Genomic DNA, 19,952 nt, shown 5'->3' with positions numbered 1-19,952 from the left:
TGCAGTTCTGCGATGAAGGTGTATTCCCTAGCGTGACACGCACTCTACCAAATACCTACCGAATCGCTTGGAATTCCGGGAGCATGAATAGAGACCAGAGGAAATCGCTCAGCCCAAGATTCGTGGCCGGTTCGCCAATGAGTTCCTGCGCAATCCGACGCTCCGCTATGGTCGGTGCTCTCGACAATGCGGACAGGTAAAGCTCGTTGGCGAATTGATCAAAACTCCAATCGGGATGCTGTTTTCGTAGACCATCCGCACCGCGGTTGACTAGGCGTGAGAGATCTTCGCCGTTGCTCAGGTCTAATGCTTGTAGCGTCGTTAAACTATCGGGACGCGTCGTCACGACTTGCTCGCGGTTGGGGCGGCCTAGCGATCGCATTAGAGAATCGGAGTTCACAAGCGCCGCCCGCACAGGTTCGGCTTTGTGATCATCGACCAACTCGATCGGCTTTGTCGGAGTGGCTGGTGCAGTGCCGGTGATTCGCCAAACCGCATCGGTGTATTGCTCGGCCGTCATGCGTTTGATTCGTGGGCCACGGAATACGTAATCCTTCGCGGTAGCCGTTTCACCATCGGTGCTGACGCTTTCACTCTGATAACCCCGCGAAAGGGCGATCAATGCGAGCAACTCTTTCACATTATAGTCGGATTTGACCAACTCGATGGCGAGGAAATCGAGAATCTCTTCCGACCATGCCGAGTTCGCCATAATGTCGACCGGGTGCACCAAACCGCGTCCGAACAATCGCTGCCAAAGTCGATTCACGATCGTGCGTGGCAAGCGTCCGTTTTTCTCGCTGGTCATCAACTCGGCGACCGCGGCGAGTCGTTCCTTGGATGGAAGTTCGGGATCGAATTCGCCCAACTCCGGGAAGAGAAATTTCGCGGTCGCGGTGTGACCGGTCGGTTGATCGCAGCGGTGAATTTCCAGCGGCTTTTCGCTGATCACCGCCGCCAAACTGTAGGCGTCTTCGAGTTTCCAATGATCGATGAAACTATCGTGACAGGAAGCACACTTGAGATTGATTCCCAAGAACACCTGCGTGATGTTCTGGGCGTATTGAATTTCTCGCACTTGGCTGGCGTTCACGCGGCCACGCCACTTGATGCCTCGGATGAAACCTTCCGAATCCGGTGATGGATTCAACAATTCACGCACGAATTCGTCGTAGGGTTTGTTTTCGTAAAGCGATCGATACAGCCATCCTGTGATCTGTTTGCGACCGCCGTCGATGTACCCGGTCCCGGCGTAATCGTTACGGAGCAGATCGTTCCAGAAGGACAACCAATGGTCGGCGTATTGCACATCGCGAGCCAACAATTCTCGCACTTTTCGATTGCGTTTGTCCGTGGATTTGTCCGCGACGAACTCCAGCAATTCTCGGGAAGTCGGCAGCAGACCAACCAGGTCGAGCGACACCCGCCGCAGGAAAGTGGCATCATCGACGATCGGCGGCGGCGTGATGTCATTCTTCTGCCAATAGTTTTTCAGGAGCCGATCCAACGCGATATTGGCCGGTTCTTCCGCAGTCAGTTTTTGCGGTCGCAAACTTAGTGGTCGTGTCGGGACTGCCTCTTTGAATGAAAACCCTTCTTGCCAGGACACACCCGTGTCGATCCATCTTCTGAGTTGATCGACTTCCCTGTCCGATAATGCCGCCCCTTCCGGTGGCATACGAATTTCAGTGTCGACCGCGACCACCCGGTTGACCAATTCACTCTTCGACGACTGGCCGATTGTGACGACTTTCGACTTCAGGAGGTCCTCACGGGTATCGAGATTCAGGCCACCTTTGTATGTGCCGTTCGTGTGACACTTCGCACAGTGCGTTTTCAAAATCGGCAGCACATCGTGTGCGAAGTCGACGTCCTCTGCCGCAAATCCGTAACTGATGACCGACGAAACGCCAAGCAGCACCAACACACCGAACCGAAGCGAACGCATATTCGAACTCATTCATCGAGAATTTGACTAACGGCCCATCAGCAACAGGACACCGGCGGCCAGCATCACCACCGCGAGTAATTCCAAAGGTAGAATGTTGTGCAAGCCGACCAGTGAGTTGAGACCGGCCAGGATGAGATAAACGGCAAGGAGGGTAAGCCCCCAATTGCGATTCTGCTTGAAGAATCTCATCGTACCGGTTCCCCTTGGTGATTCCTGAAGCGTTCATGCTAACCGAGCGAAAGCCGACTTGCCAGAGCGTGTCATGGCGGTCCGTGATCATGCGTGTGGCGGTGATCTATTCCAGGATAAGATTCCGCAAAACAGAACTTGGAAACGTTATCCACGGCGGTTGCATCGCGACGATCGGATCGGCACAATCGTGTGCCTCATCACCATTGAAGGAGCCGCTCGATGTCTGGTTGTATTCTTGCTCTTGATCAGGGAACCACGTCTAGCCGGGCAATTTTGTTCGGTCGCGATGGGCATCCGATCGGTGTCGCTCAGAAAGAGTATGAGCAAATCTATCCGCGACCGAGTTGGGTCGAACACGATCCCGAAGCGATCTGGTCTTCACAACTGGAAGTCGCTCGGGAAGTCATCGACAGTATTGGTATCGATCCCGCAGAGATCGCCGCAGTTGGCCTGTCGAACCAACGAGAAACCACGATTCTGTGGGAACGTGACACAGGCAAACCCGTTGCGAATGCGATCGTCTGGCAAAGCCGGGTGACCGCAAAAATTTGTAACCAACTCAAGGCCGACGGCTACGAAGAAGTGTTTCGCGAGAAGACCGGACTTGTGGTCGATGCGTACTTCTCGGGCACGAAAATCAAGCATCTGCTCGATACGATTGACGGACTCCGCGAACGAGCCGAACGTGGCGAGATTCTTTTCGGCACGGTCGACAGCTTCCTCATTTGGCGATTAACCGGTGGCCGGAAACACGTCACGGATTATTCAAACGCCAGCCGCACGCTGATTTACAATATCCATACTTTGGATTGGGACGATGAACTTCTCGGCATTCTCGACATCCCACGGGCGATGTTACCAGAAGTGATCGATAGCAGCGGTGTCGTTGCGGAGACCGAACCGGAGCTGTTTGGACGACCGATCCCGATTGCGGGCATTGCAGGGGATCAGCAAGCGGCGACCTTCGGCCAAGGGTGTTTCGATGTCGGCGATGCCAAGAACACCTACGGCACCGGGTGTTTCATGTTACTCAATACCGGATCGGAGGCGGTGAAGTCGGAGCATGGTTTACTCACGACGATTGGCTGGGGGATCGACGGGAAGATCACATATTGTTTGGAAGGTGCAACATTCGTTGCGGGTGCGGTGGTGCAATGGCTGCGAGACGGACTGAAAATGATCGACTCCGCTCCGGACATCGAACCACTCGCCGGAGAAGTGCCGGACACCGGAGGCGTGGTTTTCGTTCCCGCGTTCACGGGTGTGGGAGCACCGCATTGGAACCAGGGCGGTCGAGGCATGATATTGGGCATCACGCGTGGCACAACGCAGGCGCACATCGCGCGGGCGGCATTAGAATCGATGGCCTATCAAACCCGTGACGTTCTGGATGCAATGTCAATCGATTCCGGCGTCACGTTGCAAACACTCAAGGTTGACGGTGGTGCATCGGCTAACAATCTGATGCTGCAATTCCAGGCCGACCTGCTCGGCGTCCCGGTGCAACGTCCCGTCGTGCAGGAAACCACCGCACTCGGGGCAGCCTATTTGGCCGGTTTGGCGGTCGGGTTTTGGGAAGACCGTAATGACGTTCGCACCAATTGGGCGTTGGACCAGGAGTTCCAACCAAACCTCTCGCGAGACAAAGCCGATCGGATGTACAAACAATGGCAAAACGCCGTGACCCGGTGTTTCGACTGGGACGATTGAAATCGCCGAGCGTTTCGCAAAGGATCGTCCGCACGGATGCATCTGCGTCGAAAGAGCGTTATTCTATCGGTTCCCACACAATATACACCCCGGTCTAGGGAGTCGTTTCGATGAATGAAAAGCCGTTAAATGTCGCGATGATTGGTCTCGGTTTCGGTGCAGAATTCATTCCGATCTATCAAGCCGACCCCCGGGCGAACGTGCACACGATTTGCCGTCGAAGCGAAGCCGGTGTAAACGAAGTCGGCGACCGTTTCGGGATTGCGAACCGTCGAACGCAATACGAAGACGTCTTGGCCGATCCCGAAGTGGATTTCGTGCACATCAACAGTCCGATTCCCGACCATGCCTGGATGAGCATCGAAGCCCTGAAGGCCGGCAAGCATGTGATGTGCACCGTGCCAATGGCGACGACGATCGAGGAATGCGACAAAGTCTGCCAAACCGTTGCCGACACCGGCAAGAAATACATGATGGCCGAAACCGTCGTGTACAGCCGGGAGTTCCTGTTTATCAAAGAACTCTACGAGAAAGGCGAACTCGGGCAGATTCAGTATATGCAAGCCTCGCACCCGCAAGACATGGACGGCTGGCCAAGTTACTGGGAAGAAATGATTCCCATGCACTACGCAACGCATGTCGTCAGTCCGGTTTTAGGTTTGGTCGATGGACGGGCGGAAACGGTAAGTTGCTTCGGTTCCGGTGTCGTGCGGGATGATATTGCGAAGAAGTCCGGCAACCGCTTCGCCGTCGAGAGTTGTCATATCAAAATTAAAGATACCGATATCGCCGCTCACATCTGGCGATTCCTTTACGACACCGCTCGTCAGTACCGAGAAAGTTTCGACGTGTACGGCTCCAAGAAGAGCTTCGAGTGGACTTTGATCGAAAACGAACCGCACGTCTTGCACACGGCGAAGAAGCCGGAACCGGAGATCGCTGAGAAGATCGAAGTCCCGGATTACGCCCACTTGTTGCCCGAACCGATCCAAAAATTCACGCAGTCTATTGAAGACGCTGACCATTTGTCGTTTATCCAAGGTGGAGGGCATGGCGGATCGCACCCGCATATGGTCAACGAAATGCTTTCTTCCATTATCGAGGATCGTGACCCTTGGCCGAACGCGGTCACGGCCGCCAACTGGACGTGTGTTGGCCTATGTGCCCATGAATCCGCACTGGCGGGTGGCGACTTGGTGAAATTGCCGGAGTTCACCCTGCAGTAAGGTCAATCCTTCCCGTGAGTCGGGTTGTTTGCCTAGAATGGAATCGCACGTTGCAACACAATCCACTAGCCTGGGATCAAAACGTTGAACGAGTCGCGAGCTAAATCGACAACCGACGCCGATGACCGCTCCGGCTCGTTACAGTCTTCGTTCTCCTCGAAACGTTCCACATCGTCGTCCGCCCAGGCATTGCCACCCGGTTCGATGTTAGGCGAGTTCCGCCTGCTACGGCTGTTAGGTCGTGGCGGGATGGCGGAAGTCTACCTGGCAGACCAAACGTCATTACATCGGCAAGTAGCGATCAAAATTCTTCGGGAAGACGTCGGCGAGAACGACCTGGCGTTGAAGCGGTTCGAGCGGGAAGCCCATGCGGCGGCGGCATTGTCTCACGCGAACATCGTCCAAGTGTACGTCGTGGGCGAAGAAAACGGACTTCACTTTATCGCTCAGGAGTACGTCCAAGGACTCAATCTCAAGCAATACATCAAACGGAAGGGCCCGCCTTCGGTAGCGTTGGCCGTTCATTTCATGAAGCAGATGGCCTCCGCGTTGGAGAAAGCCGGCAGCGTGGGGATCGTACATCGGGACGTCAAACCGGAAAACATGCTGGTCACACGGAAAGGAATCGTCAAAGTTGCCGACTTTGGTCTGGCTCAACTTGCGGCGCCCGAAGACGGTGCCGCCGTCGAACTGACGCAGATCGGCACCACAATGGGCACACCACTCTACATGAGTCCGGAGCAGGTCCAAGGCCATAAAGTCAGTCATAAGAGTGATTTGTACTCGCTAGGTGTCACCTGCTACCACATGCTGGCCGGTCGTCCTCCGTTCCAGGGTGAGACCCCGATGAGCGTGGCGATTCAACATCTCAACGACGAACCCGAAAGCCTCCTCGAACGACGTCCCGACCTGCCGCCAGCATTATGTCATGTTGTCCATCGATTGATGGCCAAGAAGCCTGCCGATCGATACCCCGATGCCGGTACGGTTCTGCGGGATTTAAAAGAAATCGCTGCGGCTCTCAAGCAGAACATCGATCCCGCGTTACTGACGCTTTCCGGATTCGACTACCGCCCAGTGACGCCGAAGAAATCGGTGATGCAGCGGCTAGGACAACTCTCTCTGGGATGGTTGCTCGCTGCATATTTTGGATTGTGCTTGCTACTGCTCGCGACCGGCATTGGCATCGGTTGGTTGACGCGTCCTGCACCGCCGCTGGCAACGATGCCCACGAAATCCACCGACGTTCCACCGTTAGATACCGCAACAAAGCAACTGGAACTGGCTCGTCAGCCAGGTTTTCGGGATGACGAAGACGCCTGGATGGCAGTCATCACCGGATTTGATTCAGAAAGCGATGCCCAGGTCCGACTCGATGCGTACGAACAACTCGGCCTGTTGTACCTCCGAACGCTCAAACTTGAAAAAGCCCGACACGTATTTCAGTTGCTCGTAGAACGCGGCGTTCCGCCGTTGGTCGACGAATCTGCCATTCGAGGTCAGGCAGGAATGATCGTCCTGGCGAGTCTCAACGGACAACCCGCTCGTGTAGAAGAACTTCTGCGACAATTTCCTCACGAGGACATCAGCAAAATTGACAAGCAACTAGCGGCCTATGTGCGGGAGGCGGAACGTCGACTCGACAGCGAAGAATTCGAAACTACGTCTTCGCAACCCGACCAAGTTCACACGTGGAATCAGTCGCCCACGCTCTCTAACGACGATAGCAATCCCCGCGGATAAACATCCACATCCGCACGATGCCACTGGAAGTCGGCCAAACCGTCGGCTGTGATCTCAGTTTGCCCTAACTGCACTTTCCGCAACATTGGCAAAGAAATCAGTCGTTTCAATCCGTGATCGCCCAGGCGGGTTTGGCTCAAATCGATGTCGTGGAGTCGCCGTAGCGAACTCAGGAATTCGACACCTTCACCGTCGATCTCTGTCTGCGACAAATTCAGCGATTCCAACGCCGACAGACCACACAAAACGTCTAAGTCGGCATTGCGGATCTCGGTTCTCGACAAATCGACGGACAACACATGAAGCGGGTCGGCCGCGAGTCGGACTCCGATCTTACCGCCAATTTGCTCCACAAATTCCAAAGCTCGTCGCCGACGCACGCGTCCTAAATACTGTCCGATCAACCACACCGGTATCGCTTGTAGCATCAACGCGACACCAACGCAAAGTAGAAGAATTTTCATCTGTTGGCCGAGCAACGAAGACAAGGACAACAAGATGCCAATGATCGTCAGTGACCAAGCCCACAATGCGCTGCTATCCGAGTTCGAAAACATGTTGACCTCCTCTTCTGTCATACGCAGGTCAGAAGAGGGCGGCAAGCGATTCGTTCGGAACAGCGGCAAAAAATCTTACCAACGATGCGTGGAATAACCTGTACTCGACACGGAAGGCCGAGGATGTAAGCCAATCGTGTTGCCCGGGAAGATTCGGAGCGGTTCGACTTCGTCATTGACCGAAACCCGTAACAACGCGGGAAACATGAGTGGAACTTCCACCGATTCTCCGGGCTGCAAGCGGTGCACGGTTTCTCCGTCGTAAAGCGTCTCAACGGAAAGTCGAATGGTGCCCGACCAATGATTCCAAATCGTGGTGGTTGGTAACGTCGTTGCATGCTGATTGAGCAAACTTTGTGCTTCGACTGCCGCCGATGTCTGGGGGAGATCGCGGACCAATTCCTTCAACCGCCGCCATCGCTGGTCGTACCGCAACGGTGCTCGCATGGCCTGAACGAGCTTCGCTTGCCCGACCTGCTCGGTGGCCTGGTTCCGTAGAGTAATCCACTGCTCCGCAAGCACCGCGGCTCGGGTTCCCGGAAAGTCATTGATAAACTCTCGGAGTTTACAAACTTGCTGACCGGGAGCCAGTCGACGTATTTCCTTCAATCGTTCATTGGCTAGATTTTCGAGTGCCCGTTGTAAGTCGGCTTTAAGGTCCGGATCGGCAAGTTTCTCTAGCTCCGCTGTTGCAGTTTGTTCGGCTTTCTCTCGATCCAATTCGTCTTGTGCTTCGATTTTCGCGCGTGCCGCGTCGGCTGCTGCAACGTCGGGATACAGTTTTCCGTCGACATTCCGCTTCTGCAAGATGTCACCAGCTTCCTCAGCCGCTGGTGTGCCGGCGTACAAGCGGTTGCTCACCAAATCCTTGAGCTGGCGATCGCGTTCGGCGGGGTCCGATTGTGTCGCTGCGATGTCCAGATATTCTTGCGCTTCGGCTTGGATCAAATCGGTCAACGCTTCGATCTGTAAGTCGATGCGTTCGGTTGTCGTCGGAGCATTAATCAGGCTTTCTTTGAGTCGTCGGAGTTTTGAAATTTGCTCGGAGTACTTCCCAGCACGTGCCTGAAGTGAGGGTTGCGGGGCGGGTTCTTCTTCGACTTTCGGCTCGGACGCCACTGCGGGAGCCTTTTCATCGGCAGCCGGCTCGGCATCCGGCGCTGGCAATTGTAGAAGCAGCGAATTCAAAGGAGCCGGTTCTTGTGCGATTCCCGGACCTGCACAAAGGCCCAAACCGAGACCGACCAACCAGCCCCAATGTCGTTGTCGACGACTTTGATCATAGATTTTCACATCGTGCTTCGAAAAGAAATCCAAATTCATCGAGCATTCCGTTTTCAGTTGGCTAACGATCTCATGCCTGGTCAATCGACGCCCCGGCGTACCCCTCAAGCCTAACCTACCCCAGACAAGGTGCCGGTGGATTTGACGTTTGCCCTCGCGGAAATTCGCAGTGGATCACGGATTTGCAGTGTCATTCGGAACAGAGAAACCCGATCGATTCCGGGTAATCGATCGATTAGTGAAACTAGGTAGCCGTCGGGCCAAATTAGCTCACACTTTTTGACGGAAGTCATTGTTTTATCAACGGTTTGTGTTGAATTTTGATCTTAGATTTTTTATAATTTCCTGATCATTTTGAATGACAACGAGTTAGGCTAGGTTTTGACTGAATCTAGCGAAAAGGAGCCAAAAACTTGGCCGACGGTAACGAACCTCCCGCAAACGAAGATCCAAGCAATCTCCCCACGCCTAGTGGTGGCCGAATTCAGCAATTAGACATCCAAGATGAGATGCGGGACAGCTATCTCACGTATGCGATGTCCGTGATTATCAGTCGAGCGTTGCCTGATGCCCGCGACGGCTTGAAACCGTCGCAGCGGCGGATTCTGGTCGCGATGAACGACTTGAACCTCGGCCCGAATTCTGGTCGGATCAAGTGTGCGAAGATCACCGGTGATACGAGCGGGAACTACCACCCACACGGAAGTGAAGGTCTTTATCCGACTCTTGTTCGGTTGGCTCAAGACTGGGTCATGCGGTCGCCTTTGGTCGACAAGCAGGGTAACTTCGGTTCGCTCGCCGGTCTGCCGCCTGCTGCACAGCGTTACACTGAAGCCCGATTGTCGGCGGTTGCATCAGAGATGCTTCATGACTTGAAGCGACAAACCGTCGATTTCGTCCCGACCTACGACCAACGCATGACCGAACCGGTCGTGTTGCCATCCCGGTTTCCGAACTTGTTGGTCAACGGTTCGAACGGGATCGCTGTCGGGATGGCCACCAGCATTCCGCCGCACAATGCTGCGGAGGTGTGTGACGGCGTGATCATGCTCATCGACGATCCCGAGGTCAGTGTCGATGAGTTGATGCAAGCCATTCCAGCACCGGACTTTCCGACCGGCGGCATCATCATGGGCCGATTCGGAACCCGGCAGGCGTATCAAACCGGACGTTCCACAATCACACTTCGCGCCCGGACTCACTTCGAAGTTGACGGCCGTAGCGATGTCATCGTCGTGACCGAGATTCCTTATCTCGAAACTCGCGACCGTATCCGTGAGAAGCTCGAAGCGCTTGCGAAAGAGGATCGCGTCAAAGGTATTGCGCGAGTCATCGACCTGACCGACCGCAAAATTCCGTCGTGGCAAGTGCGTTTGCACATTGTGCTGAAGAAAGACGCCGACAAGGAAGTTGTGTTGGCGCAACTGTTCCAGTACTCGCCCTTGCAAGTAACCGTGAGCATGATCTTGCTCGCGTTGGTCGGCAACCGTCCGAAGACGTTGACCCTCAAGGAGTTAATCCAAGAGTTCCTACGACACCGCATCGATGTGATTCGTCGACGGACTGAGTATTTGCTTGGCGAAGCTCGAAAGCGGAAGCATGTTGTCGAGGGCTTGTTGATCGCCCAACTCGACATCGATCAAGTCATCCAAACGATCCGAGATTCTTCGAGCCGGGCTCAGGCACGCGAACGACTTACACAGATTGACATCCCACGCGAAATGGTTGAACGAGCCCTCGGCACCGAAGGCTTCCGTTTGTTCTCGCTGGAGAATGAAGAGGCTCTGAACTACAGCCTGACAACTCGTCAAGCTGAGGCGATTGTCTCGATGCAGTTGGGCTCGCTCGCCAACCTCGAACGCGAGGAACTCGGCGGCGAACACCAGAAACTGCTGGAAGACATCAAAGGGTATCTCGAACTTCTATCCGACGAAGCGAATATCCGCGCCGTGATTCGCGGCGAGATGGAAGACCTTAAATCGAAATATGGCGAGAAGCGTCGGACGGACATTTCGGACGAGGAACTCGGCGACGTCGATCGCGATGCACTCATTACCGAAGAACCGATGGTCGTCACGTTGTCGCAACGCGGCTACGTGAAGCGAACGCAGCTTTCCGTTTATCAAGCGCAGAACCGTGGTGGACGTGGTATCGCTGGTGCGAAGAGTGACGGCGATGACCCCATCGAACACCTATTCGTCGCTAGCACCCACGATTACCTCTTGTTCTTCACGGATCGTGGAAAGGTCTATTGGTCCAAGGTTTACGACCTGCCACTTCAAGGTCGAACGGCTAAAGGCCGGGCATTGATCAACTTACTGCAACTCGATGAAAACGAACGCGTCGAACAGTGTTTGGCCGTCCGGGAATTCGCGGAAGATCGCTACTTGATCATGGTGACGGCTGGCGGCATCGTCAAAAAGACGGTGCTTTCGGCCTATAGTCGTCCGTTGAAAGGCGGTTTGATCGCGATCAATTTGGACGACGATGACCGCTTGATCGATGTGCGAATCGTCGGTGATGACGACGACGTCTTGTTGGCAACCGCTGGCGGAATGGCCATTCGATTTTCCCAATCTGATGCCCGGGCGATGGGGCGGGCGACTCGCGGTGTCAAAGGTATCAAACTCGGCAAGTCAGACTTCGTGATCGGAATGGCGATCCCCGCGGAAGATCACACCCTTCTGACTGTTTGCGAGAATGGCTACGGTAAGCGAACGCCATTCGGTCCCGGCGATGTTTCGTCCGAAGAAGACAACGATACTGAGGATGCCATCGAAACGGACGAAGAATCCATTGAGGAATCATCCGGCTACAGCGGGAATGCCCAGTATCGTCGACAAAATCGCGGCGGTAAGGGTCTGCGGGACATCAAAACGACGAAACGGAACGGTCCCGTGATCGACGTGCTTTCCGTTTCCGACCAAGACGAAGTCCTGATGATTACCGCCAAAGGCAAGATTCAGCGGATCCGAGCTGGGGATATCAGCCAGGTCGGTCGGAATACGCAAGGCGTGCGAGTGATTCGACTTGATGATGGCGACCAACTCGTCTCGACGGCGCGAATTCCATACGAAGTTGCGGCCAGTTTGATCGACGACGAACCGGAAGAAAGTCCGGAAAGTGTCGTAGAAACGGAATCGACCGAGGAAGCTCCAACCGTCGAAACAACTGACGAAACCGAGACACAGGACGATCAGGAATCCTGACTGGGCGGAAGCCCACGATTGGAAAAAAGATAGACCGCAAAACTGCCGAGCCAATGCCCGCCGGCGTAATGTTCGCCGGTGAGGCTTCGACTCCCAAAATCCGCATGCTCCTGGGCCGACTCGATTAGCCGTGGTCTTCGGACATCGCTTTCGGGCAACGCATGTGCGATGCCGTGGAGCATCCACGCGCGACTCAAATTCAATCCATCGAGGTGCGACAGCTTCCCATCGCTGGCGTCGCCGACAGTTTGAATCACAAACGGTTTCGAAGCCGGTTGATCGAACGATGGCAGGAATTCTGTGAGCCAGTTTGCGAACTCGGTTCGTGGCAGAATTCGCCGGACAAAATCTGCTTCCGCGAGAGACGGCGAGAGAAAATCGTGTCCCGACGGTTCGTATGCAACCGGTGCGTTTCGATCTTCGAAGTAAAAACGCAGACCACACTCTGTTAACAGTGATCGCACATCGTTCCGGTTTGCAATAACGGCCCAATCCCAGATCAATCCGAATGCAAACGCCGTTTGGCTGTGTTCGCCGGACCTGATTGGTGCTGTCAATTTTGGTAGCCATTGAACCAAGCGAGTCACGACGAGCGTCTCAAGCGGTTCCAACAAATTCGCCCAGCGGTTTGCGTCCGCGGATTGCCATTCCCGCAGTTCAGTACAGAGTTGCAACAGCCAAGCCAAGCCATAGGGACGCTCGAATCCCGATCGATCAGGATGTGACAGGTAAGCGACTTCGCCAGCGACCTTGTCATGTTTAAAGTGTCGTTCGAGCACGTCGTAGGCTGATTTCGAAACCGGAAGCGTCGGGAACAACCGGGCAATGCGGGCAAGTGTCCAATGGCCATGGACCGCCGAATGCCAATCGAAACAGCCGAAGAAAATCGGCGTTAGTTGTGCGGGCGTGCCGACATCGGCGGAGCTCGCAAGCACATGCTGAATGTGGTTGGGATACTCCCGGTCGACGCAGTTCAGCGCCAACCGGCAGCATCGCTCCGCAAGATCGGCTGACAATGAAAACGACTTCAAACGATCACTCCCAACTCAGAAGGACATGATCGCAGAAGTCTACCACACTGGACGTGGCAAACCGTAGTTCACACGGGCTTTCACCGGTCCAGGTAGTCGACCGGTGATCGGTGGATACGGAATTGGATAGTCCGCAACCGGGCGAAGTGGCGTGGAGGAACCTGCACACTCGGTGCAAGGAGCCGGAACGACAAAGTCCATTGCAGGTCCAACCTCGACCACGGTTGCATCCCCACCTTCCGGCTCGATCGGGGCAGATTCGATGACTTTTGACTTTTTACCCTTCGCTTTCTTAGATTTCTTGGTCGGTGGCATGACCTTGTCCGAACCAGCCTCGCTGACCCACAATCGTTCGGGAGCCCCGAAACTGTAACGTCCCGGCGTCCAAGCCTTGATCCGCCGTTCAATCTCCCAGTGTCCTGGCTCAGCCGGCTCAGAGGTGTCGTTCGTCTGCGGCTCCGACGAGAGATTCCGAATGGCTTCCGTCTTTGACTGTTCCTCAACAGCCAACGGTTCTGCTGCGGGAGCATTCGTAAAGTCTGGTACCGGCGGAAGTTCTGGATACGACAATGAGGGCAGCTGAGGCAGTCGAACTCGTGGTGATTCAATTGCCTCTTCGGGAAGGCGATATCGAATCGATAATGGCACTCCGGTCCCTTCGGGCTCGTTTTGCCAAGACAACGGTCCTGCGACTGCACTGGCCACGCCCCCAATGCAAATCGCCCCACATACAAACTTCGACAACCGATCCATTTGCTTCATTCCCCGTTAAAACCGATACAACGGTCAGATTTGGTATCACTACTACATCCGTTATAACTGGTACAACCGGGGTATTGAAAAGACGATTTTAGGGATTTTAGGTAATTTAAGGGCTTTTCATTTGGTGGCGAATTTGGAAATCCAGAATTTCCGCAAATAATTTCCGGTGCTCGTCCATCGTTTCTCTTAAAGCGGCTGGTTAACCAGCCATAACGAATTCGGAGTTCAGTTTGACTCATCCACCTGAACAGGAGGGATTGGATGCTGCAGCCGTTGCCGCGCTGTATTCTGAGCACGCACATGATCTCGAATCGTTCCTGATCGGTGTGCTGAAAAACCGAGATTTAGCCGTTGAAGCATTGCAATCCACGTTTTCGAAAGCGATCGAACGTGGCGACACGGTCCGTAAGGAAACGGTCAAAGGTTGGCTGTACCGGGTCGCCTTGAACGAAGCGTTGGAACTGCGACGACGAAACAACACATACGCCAAAACGCTGCAGAAGTTGCAGGACTGGCAATCCCATCGTGGTGAGGAGACACCCGATGAACATGCCAGCCGTGAAGAAGCCTCCCATGCTGTCCGTGAAGCAATGAAGTTGCTGTCCCCCGAACAACGGAGCGTGGTGCAACTTCGAATTTACGAAGACAAAACGTTCGCCACGATTGCCGAAGAACTCAACATCCCGTTGGGAACCGTCCTCACGCGGATGCGAACGGCCCTTAAACATTTAGCGGTTCGCATCGCCCCCGAGCATCGACCATGACAACCTCTGAAAATTCCGACTTCCCAACGCCGTCTGACGAAACGCAATGGCTCGCATTTCGCTATGTCCTCGACGAGATGACAGCCGAGGAACGTGAAGCGTTCGAGCACTCGTTGGAGGACAATCCGAATCGGTGTGAGTCCGTTGCGATCGCTGTTCAATTGGTTCAGGCAATTGCCGATTCAGAAACTTCCGAACAGCCGATGATTGCCAGTTCGGATGCCGATTCTCTTCGGGTACGTTTGGGTTTTATCGGAGCAAGTTTACTTGCGTGTGTGGTGGTGATCACTCTGTGGTTGATCCCACAACCAAGGCGGATTGCGGAACTCCAACCGCAATACGATCCGCCCCGAAATTCGGCCGACCGGAAACCCGGCAAGCCTGACGAACAAGCCCGACTTGCGCAAGTTGATGATTCTCGTGCGGGGCAATTGTTGTCGTTTTGGACTCGCTCGGAATTCGAAATCGAACCCGCGGAAGTCGAATCGTCCGATGAGTGGACCGAGTTAGTGGAATCGGTTGATACCGACATCGAAGCGGGCCATGAGTTTGGTTGGATGCTCGCGGCGGTGTCGAAAGATGCCAAAACATCCGCGGACTCCCGTAGTCCGTCGATTGAGAATTAATCATGACAATTTACCGAACCGTCGTCCCTGCAATTCTGTTATGCATTGCGTTTCTCGGGTCAGCAGTTGATTGCCTGGCGCAAACGAAAGCCGCTGCTTCGAAGTTGTCGACGGAGGATGAGAAATCCGCGTTGGACTTCGCTCAGCAACATCATCCGGAATTGGCGGAACTCATCGAACGTTTGCAAGAAGGCAATCGCGCTGAGTATCGCAAAGCCCTTGTCCAACTTCACGAGACCAAAACGCGGCTGGAACGCTTTCGGGAACGTTCCCCAGATCGGTTCGTGTTACTGCTCGCACAATGGAAACTCGATTCGCGTTTACGGCTGTTGGTCGCACAAATGGAAATGTCGGACGATCCTCAGCTCAGCAGTCAAATCGATAAACTGTTAGCCGAAAAAGTTCGCAATCGCGAGCAAATTATGGAATTGGATCGAAACCGAGCTCGTGAACGCCTCAATCGTATCCTAGAGCAAATCACGGAATTAAAAGTCGATGAGGAGGCGGCGAAGCAAAAGGAACTCAATGCGATTCGTCGGAGCCTCGGTTTGCCCATGGATTCGAAAGCCAAGAAACCAACCCCCAAACGGATTCAAGTGAAAACGAAGAATTCCGCCGTCCAATGATCTCTCTGCAAATTCATTCTGTCTGAGTCGCTATTCCACAAGGAGAGGCACCTCGATGAAAGTTCTCTTGTCATTCACGCTTAGTCTGGCGGTTGTCGCCGGTGCAGTGGATGGTATCGGCGCGGATGAAGTCATCCGCCCGATCAGCCAACGCTTCGCCACCGACAACGACGAGACCCCCGATTTCCGCAAGCACATCGTCCCGCTGTTGAGTCGGCTGGGTTGTAATGGACGCGCTTGTCACGGGTCATTCCAGGGACAAGGCGGCTTTCGTCTCTCGTTGTTCGGTTACGACTTCAAGATGGATCACGAGAACCTGACATCCGGTGACGAGCCGCGGGTGAATCTCGACAAACCGGAAGACAGCCTCTTTATCCAAAAGCCGACGATGGTGGAAATCCACGAAGGCGGCGAACGTTACGAACCCGGTAGCTGGGAGCACAAGGTGTTCCTCGCTTGGGTCAAAAACGGCGCCAAAAGCGTGACGAAAGAGACTCCGGAATTTGTTCGGCTCGATGTTTCGCCGAGTGAAATCATCTTCGGTTCGGAAGGTCAAACCGAGCAAATGAAAGTCGTTGCGGTTTGGTCGGATGGAAGCCGCGAAGACGTGACAGACATGTCCCGTTTCCAAACCAATAACGACACAGTCGCCGACATTTCCGCGACTGGTTTGGTCACTGCAGGGGAACCGGGCGATACACATGTGGTCGTCTTCTATGACAACGGCGTGGTGCCGATTCCGGTGATGCGTCCCGTGAGCAAGTTGGCGGGTGCCAACTATCCGAAGGTCCAAACGCCGACCGAGATCGATCGCCTTGTCGTGCAGAAGTTGCAGAAGATGGGTGTGGTTCCTTCCGAAGTGGCCAGCGACACCGAATTCCTGCGTCGCGTGCGACTCGATATGACCGGAACATTGCCCAGTGCTGCCGAAGTGCGGGAGTTCCTGGCGGACCCATCTCCCGATAAACGGTCCCGCAAAATCGATGAACTGCTCGAAACCCCCGCGTACGCCGCCTGGTGGACGACTCGACTATGCGACATCACCGGCAATAGTGACGATCAACTTAACAACATCACACCAGTCCGCTCAGCCGCCAGCCAAAACTGGTACGACTGGATCTACAAACGCGTTGCTGACAACACGCCCTACGACGAATTGGCCGCCGGTTTGGTGATGGCGAATGGTCGTGATTCGGGCGAGTCCTTCCAAGACTATTGCCGGGAAATGAGCGAGATTTACTTCTCGAAATCCGACAAGAGTTTCGCCGACCGTGAAAGCATGCCTCACTACTGGGCTCGGCGAAATTTCCGCACGGCCGAAGACCGAGCGATCGGATTCGCATACACATTCCTGGGGCTGCGAATCCAGTGCGCCCAGTGTCACAAGCATCCGTTCGATCAATGGACGCAAGACGATTTCAAAGCCTTTACCGGTTTCTTCACGCACACTCGTTTCGGTCAGAATCCGGAATCGCGTGACGATTACAACAAGATGATCAAAGACTTGGGTTTGAAAGACCTGCGGGGTAACGAACAGCGTCGTAAGATCCAAGAACTCGTCCAAGACGGCAAAATTGTGCCCATCTCGGAACTCTTTACAACCGCGGTCAAACCGCAACCAAAAAGCAATCCAAACTCAAAACGGAAGCCACGCAATAATCGCAACAACGCGGGTTCGCGAACAGCGTCTGTATTGGGTGGTGACGAAATGGCTCTCGAGAATTTCGATGACCCGCGTCAACCCTTAATGGATTGGCTCCGCCAAAGTGACAACCCGTATTTTGCTCGGGCATTCGTCAACCGAGTCTGGGCGGGTTACTTCAATGTTGGGATCGTCGAGCCGCCTGATGACCTGTCACTGGCGAACCCTCCTAGCAATGCTCCGCTGTTGGATTACCTCACGGAAGGTTTCATCGCCAGCGGTTACGACATGAAATGGGTGCACCGCACCATTGCCAATAGCCACACCTACCAACGATCTTGGAAGCCGAACGAAACCAATCAGTTCGACGAAAAGAACTTCAGCCATGCGATTCCTCGCCGCATCCCGGCCGAAGTTGCAGTCGATGCACTCACGCTGGCAACCGCTTCCGATGAAGCCGCCCAGGAATGGCACGACAGCCTGGATGGTCGAGCAATCGCGATTCCCGGTGCCGGTCGCCGAAGTCGTGGTGGCAACAACTATGCATTGACGATTTTCGGCCGCTCGATCCGCGAGAGCAATTGCGATTGTGATCGGTCAATGGACGCCAGCTTGTTGCAAACCGTTTTCATGCAAAACGATGCCGAACTCCTCAACATGATCGAAAACCGTCGTGGTTGGCTCGGTCAGGTTGCAAAAGAGTTGAAGCTGTCCCCACCGGGTGCTGACCTGGCAAAAGTCCGTGCAGACAAAGCCAAAGCCGATCGAATTCGGAAGAATGTCGATCGTTTGAAGTCGAAGATCGCGGAGTTCAAGAAAGCCGGCAACGATGCCGCCGCGAAGAAACTCACAGACCAGTTGACCGGTTTCCGGAAGCAACTCGCCAAGCTCGGTCCGACCGACAACGCGGATGATACGTCACGCCGTGATGACAAAGTTGCCAATGCCAACTGGGATAAAATCGTCGATGAAGCCTTCTTGCGAACGCTGAGTCGTCTCCCATCTGAGGAAGAACAGAACCGGTCGCGTGAGTTCGTCGCCAATGCGGAGAATTCGCTCGACGGCATTCGAGACTTGTTGTGGGCATTGCTCAACACCAAGGAATTTATTGTCAACCATTGAGGCCGTCCCGTTACGGTAGGGTCCGCTCTGCGGACCTTTTCCAAGTCTCTGTCATCGACCCAACGGTCCGCTCAGCGGACTTTCCAATTCCTCGAAATCTCTTTCCAACTCTTCCAATCAAAGGGCTTCTCTCATGGCGAAACATCTCAACTGCGACGGTCTTCGACGTCGTGACTTCTTGAAAGCCGGTGTGCTCGGAACAACTGGGCTCAGCTTGGCCAGCTATCTGCGAATGGCCGAAGCTGGTGAAGTTCGCGGAAATGCACCGGCGAAGTCGGCGATTTTCATCAACCTGAACGGTGGTCCGTCGCACATGGACACGTTCGACCTGAAACCGAACGCTCCCGATGAATATCGTGGGTTGTTCAATCCGATTGCCACCAATGCTCCTGGTGTCGAGTTCTGCGAACACCTACCGAAACTCGCAAAGTGTGCCGACAAGTTCGCGATTTTGCGGGGCGTCTCCCACACGCTTGGTGCCCACCAATTGGGGACCGAATACGTCAATACCGGGAATCGTCCGTTGCCATCACTGGAGTTCCCTGGATACGGTTCGGTGGTGACCAAGCAGACGAAAAATTTGCCGAACGATCTGCCCTCGTTCGTCGCGGTGGGAAACAACACGCAACAAAAACCGGGTTATCTCGGCGTGCGTTATGCACCGCTCGTAACTGGTTCCACACCACGTGCCGGTGCGCCGTACAGCGTGCGGGGTGTGTCATTGGGTAACGGCTTAACCGTCAACGAAGTCGAAAAACGCACCGGCCTGTTGCGGGAACTCGACACGACGTTCGCAGGCTATGAAAAGAACAGCCAACTGCTTGACGGGTTGGATCGGTTCAGCGAACAAGCCCACGCAATGATCACCTCGAAACGCGCTCGCGAAGCCTTCGACATCAGCAAGGAAAGCCCTGCGTTCTCGGCTCCGTTTGGTGACGAAGCCTTCGGCATGAGCTGCTTACTCGCAACTCGACTAGTCGAAGCAGGTGTGAAGTTTGTCTCGATGAGCCTCGGCGGTTGGGACACGCACCAAAACAACTTCGATCGTCTGGAAAACAACTTGCTGCCTACACTCGACACCGGGTTAGCGGCTTTGTTCAACGGTCTGGCTCAGAAAGGGTTGCTCGATTCCACGGTGGTTTACGTTACCGGGGAATTCGGTCGCACGCCGAAACTCAACAACCGCAGTGATCCTGGCGGACGCGATCACTACCCTCGTTGCATGTTCATGCTGATGGCGGGTGGCGGTGTGAAAGGTGGTCAAGTGGTCGGCGAAAGTGATGACAAAGCCACGCAGCCATTGAACGATGCCATCACTCCCGACGATGTGGCTGCCTCGTTCTATCACGCTCTCGGGATCGACCACACTCACGAGTACAATACGAACACCGGTCGCCCGGTGATGATCGTTCGCGAAGGCACCGTGCTCGATCAACTGTTCTCATAGTCGAACACTGATCGCAAAACTGACAGCAACAAAAAGAAGCCCCGGAATCGAATTCCGGGG

General features: G+C 54.5%; 15 protein-coding genes. 9 read left to right on the top strand and 6 right to left on the bottom strand.

Features of this window, described 5'->3' with window-relative positions; translation table 11 throughout:
- Positions 1-55: 55 nt before the first annotated feature.
- On the bottom strand, positions 56-1,948 hold the full coding sequence (locus AC5DDB_RS18970) for a PSD1 and planctomycete cytochrome C domain-containing protein (RefSeq protein WP_491741325.1): 1,893 nt from the start codon (positions 1,946-1,948) through the stop codon (positions 56-58).
- A gap of 27 nt (positions 1,949-1,975) precedes the next feature.
- Positions 1,976-2,140, bottom strand: coding sequence for a hypothetical protein (locus AC5DDB_RS18965; RefSeq protein WP_491741324.1), 165 nt, complete (start codon positions 2,138-2,140; stop codon positions 1,976-1,978).
- 222 nt (positions 2,141-2,362) lie between these two features.
- Between AC5DDB_RS18965 and glpK the strand changes: the two genes are divergently transcribed.
- The 3 genes from glpK to AC5DDB_RS18950 all read left to right on the top strand — a co-directional run bounded on the left by glpK (position 2,363) and on the right by AC5DDB_RS18950 (position 6,822).
- Entirely contained in the window at positions 2,363-3,853 is a 1,491-nt protein-coding gene (glpK, locus tag AC5DDB_RS18960; protein ID WP_491741323.1) for a glycerol kinase GlpK, read from the top strand.
- A 110-nt stretch (positions 3,854-3,963) separates the two neighbouring features.
- Positions 3,964-5,079 carry a Gfo/Idh/MocA family protein gene (locus tag AC5DDB_RS18955; RefSeq protein ID WP_491741322.1) on the top strand — a complete coding sequence of 372 codons (1,116 nt, stop codon included), beginning with the start codon at positions 3,964-3,966 and terminating at the stop codon, positions 5,077-5,079.
- Positions 5,080-5,163: 84 nt separating this feature from the next.
- Positions 5,164-6,822, top strand: coding sequence for a serine/threonine-protein kinase (locus AC5DDB_RS18950; protein ID WP_491741321.1), 1,659 nt, complete (start codon positions 5,164-5,166; stop codon positions 6,820-6,822).
- On the opposite strand, the gene AC5DDB_RS18945 is transcribed toward AC5DDB_RS18950, so the two are convergent.
- Together AC5DDB_RS18945 and AC5DDB_RS18940 are read right to left on the bottom strand one after the other, a co-directional pair.
- Positions 6,777-7,379 carry a hypothetical protein gene (locus AC5DDB_RS18945; RefSeq protein ID WP_491741320.1) on the bottom strand — a complete coding sequence of 201 codons (603 nt, stop codon included), beginning with the start codon at positions 7,377-7,379 and terminating at the stop codon, positions 6,777-6,779. The two genes, AC5DDB_RS18950 and AC5DDB_RS18945, sit on opposite strands and share 46 nt — an antisense overlap.
- A 75-nt stretch (positions 7,380-7,454) precedes the next feature.
- Positions 7,455-8,702, bottom strand: a complete 1,248-nt coding sequence (locus tag AC5DDB_RS18940; protein WP_491741319.1) for a hypothetical protein — start codon at positions 8,700-8,702, stop codon at positions 7,455-7,457.
- A gap of 374 nt (positions 8,703-9,076) precedes the next feature.
- Here AC5DDB_RS18940 and gyrA point away from each other — a divergent pair, with 374 nt between their 5' ends.
- The gene (gene gyrA, locus AC5DDB_RS18935; protein ID WP_491741318.1) at positions 9,077-11,872 is read left to right on the top strand and encodes a DNA gyrase subunit A; all 2,796 of its coding nucleotides are present in this window, start codon (positions 9,077-9,079) and stop codon (positions 11,870-11,872) included.
- On the opposite strand, the gene AC5DDB_RS18930 is transcribed toward gyrA, so the two are convergent.
- A complete protein-coding gene (locus AC5DDB_RS18930; RefSeq protein WP_491741317.1) occupies positions 11,860-12,903 on the bottom strand; it encodes a DUF2891 domain-containing protein in 1,044 nt (347 codons plus the stop codon). The genes gyrA and AC5DDB_RS18930 overlap by 13 nt on opposite strands.
- A 39-nt stretch (positions 12,904-12,942) precedes the next feature.
- Positions 12,943-13,656 (bottom strand): hypothetical protein, encoded by a 714-nt coding sequence (locus AC5DDB_RS18925; RefSeq protein WP_491741316.1) that lies wholly within the window; start codon positions 13,654-13,656, stop codon positions 12,943-12,945.
- Positions 13,657-13,895: 239 nt separating this feature from the next.
- Here AC5DDB_RS18925 and AC5DDB_RS18920 point away from each other — a divergent pair, with 239 nt between their 5' ends.
- The 5 genes from AC5DDB_RS18920 (at position 13,896) to AC5DDB_RS18900 (ending at position 19,892) form a co-directional block, all read left to right on the top strand.
- Positions 13,896-14,429 carry an RNA polymerase sigma factor gene (locus tag AC5DDB_RS18920; protein WP_491741315.1) on the top strand — a complete coding sequence of 178 codons (534 nt, stop codon included), beginning with the start codon at positions 13,896-13,898 and terminating at the stop codon, positions 14,427-14,429.
- Entirely contained in the window at positions 14,426-15,055 is a 630-nt protein-coding gene (locus AC5DDB_RS18915; protein ID WP_491741314.1) for a hypothetical protein, read from the top strand. The genes AC5DDB_RS18920 and AC5DDB_RS18915 overlap by 4 nt, the downstream gene beginning before the upstream one ends.
- 2 nt (positions 15,056-15,057) lie before the next feature.
- On the top strand, positions 15,058-15,681 hold the full coding sequence (locus tag AC5DDB_RS18910) for a hypothetical protein (RefSeq protein ID WP_491741313.1): 624 nt from the start codon (positions 15,058-15,060) through the stop codon (positions 15,679-15,681).
- Between the two features lie 55 nt (positions 15,682-15,736).
- Positions 15,737-18,445, top strand: coding sequence for a DUF1549 domain-containing protein (locus AC5DDB_RS18905; protein ID WP_491741312.1), 2,709 nt, complete (start codon positions 15,737-15,739; stop codon positions 18,443-18,445).
- A 133-nt stretch (positions 18,446-18,578) separates the two neighbouring features.
- Positions 18,579-19,892 (top strand): DUF1501 domain-containing protein, encoded by a 1,314-nt coding sequence (locus tag AC5DDB_RS18900; protein WP_491741311.1) that lies wholly within the window; start codon positions 18,579-18,581, stop codon positions 19,890-19,892.
- The last annotated feature ends 60 nt before the right edge of the window (positions 19,893-19,952 follow it).

The sequence above is a fragment of the Thalassoroseus sp. genome (assembly GCF_984380535.1).
The sequence above is the reverse complement of the archived record's forward strand: the minus strand, read 5'-3'. Positions and strand labels throughout refer to the sequence as shown.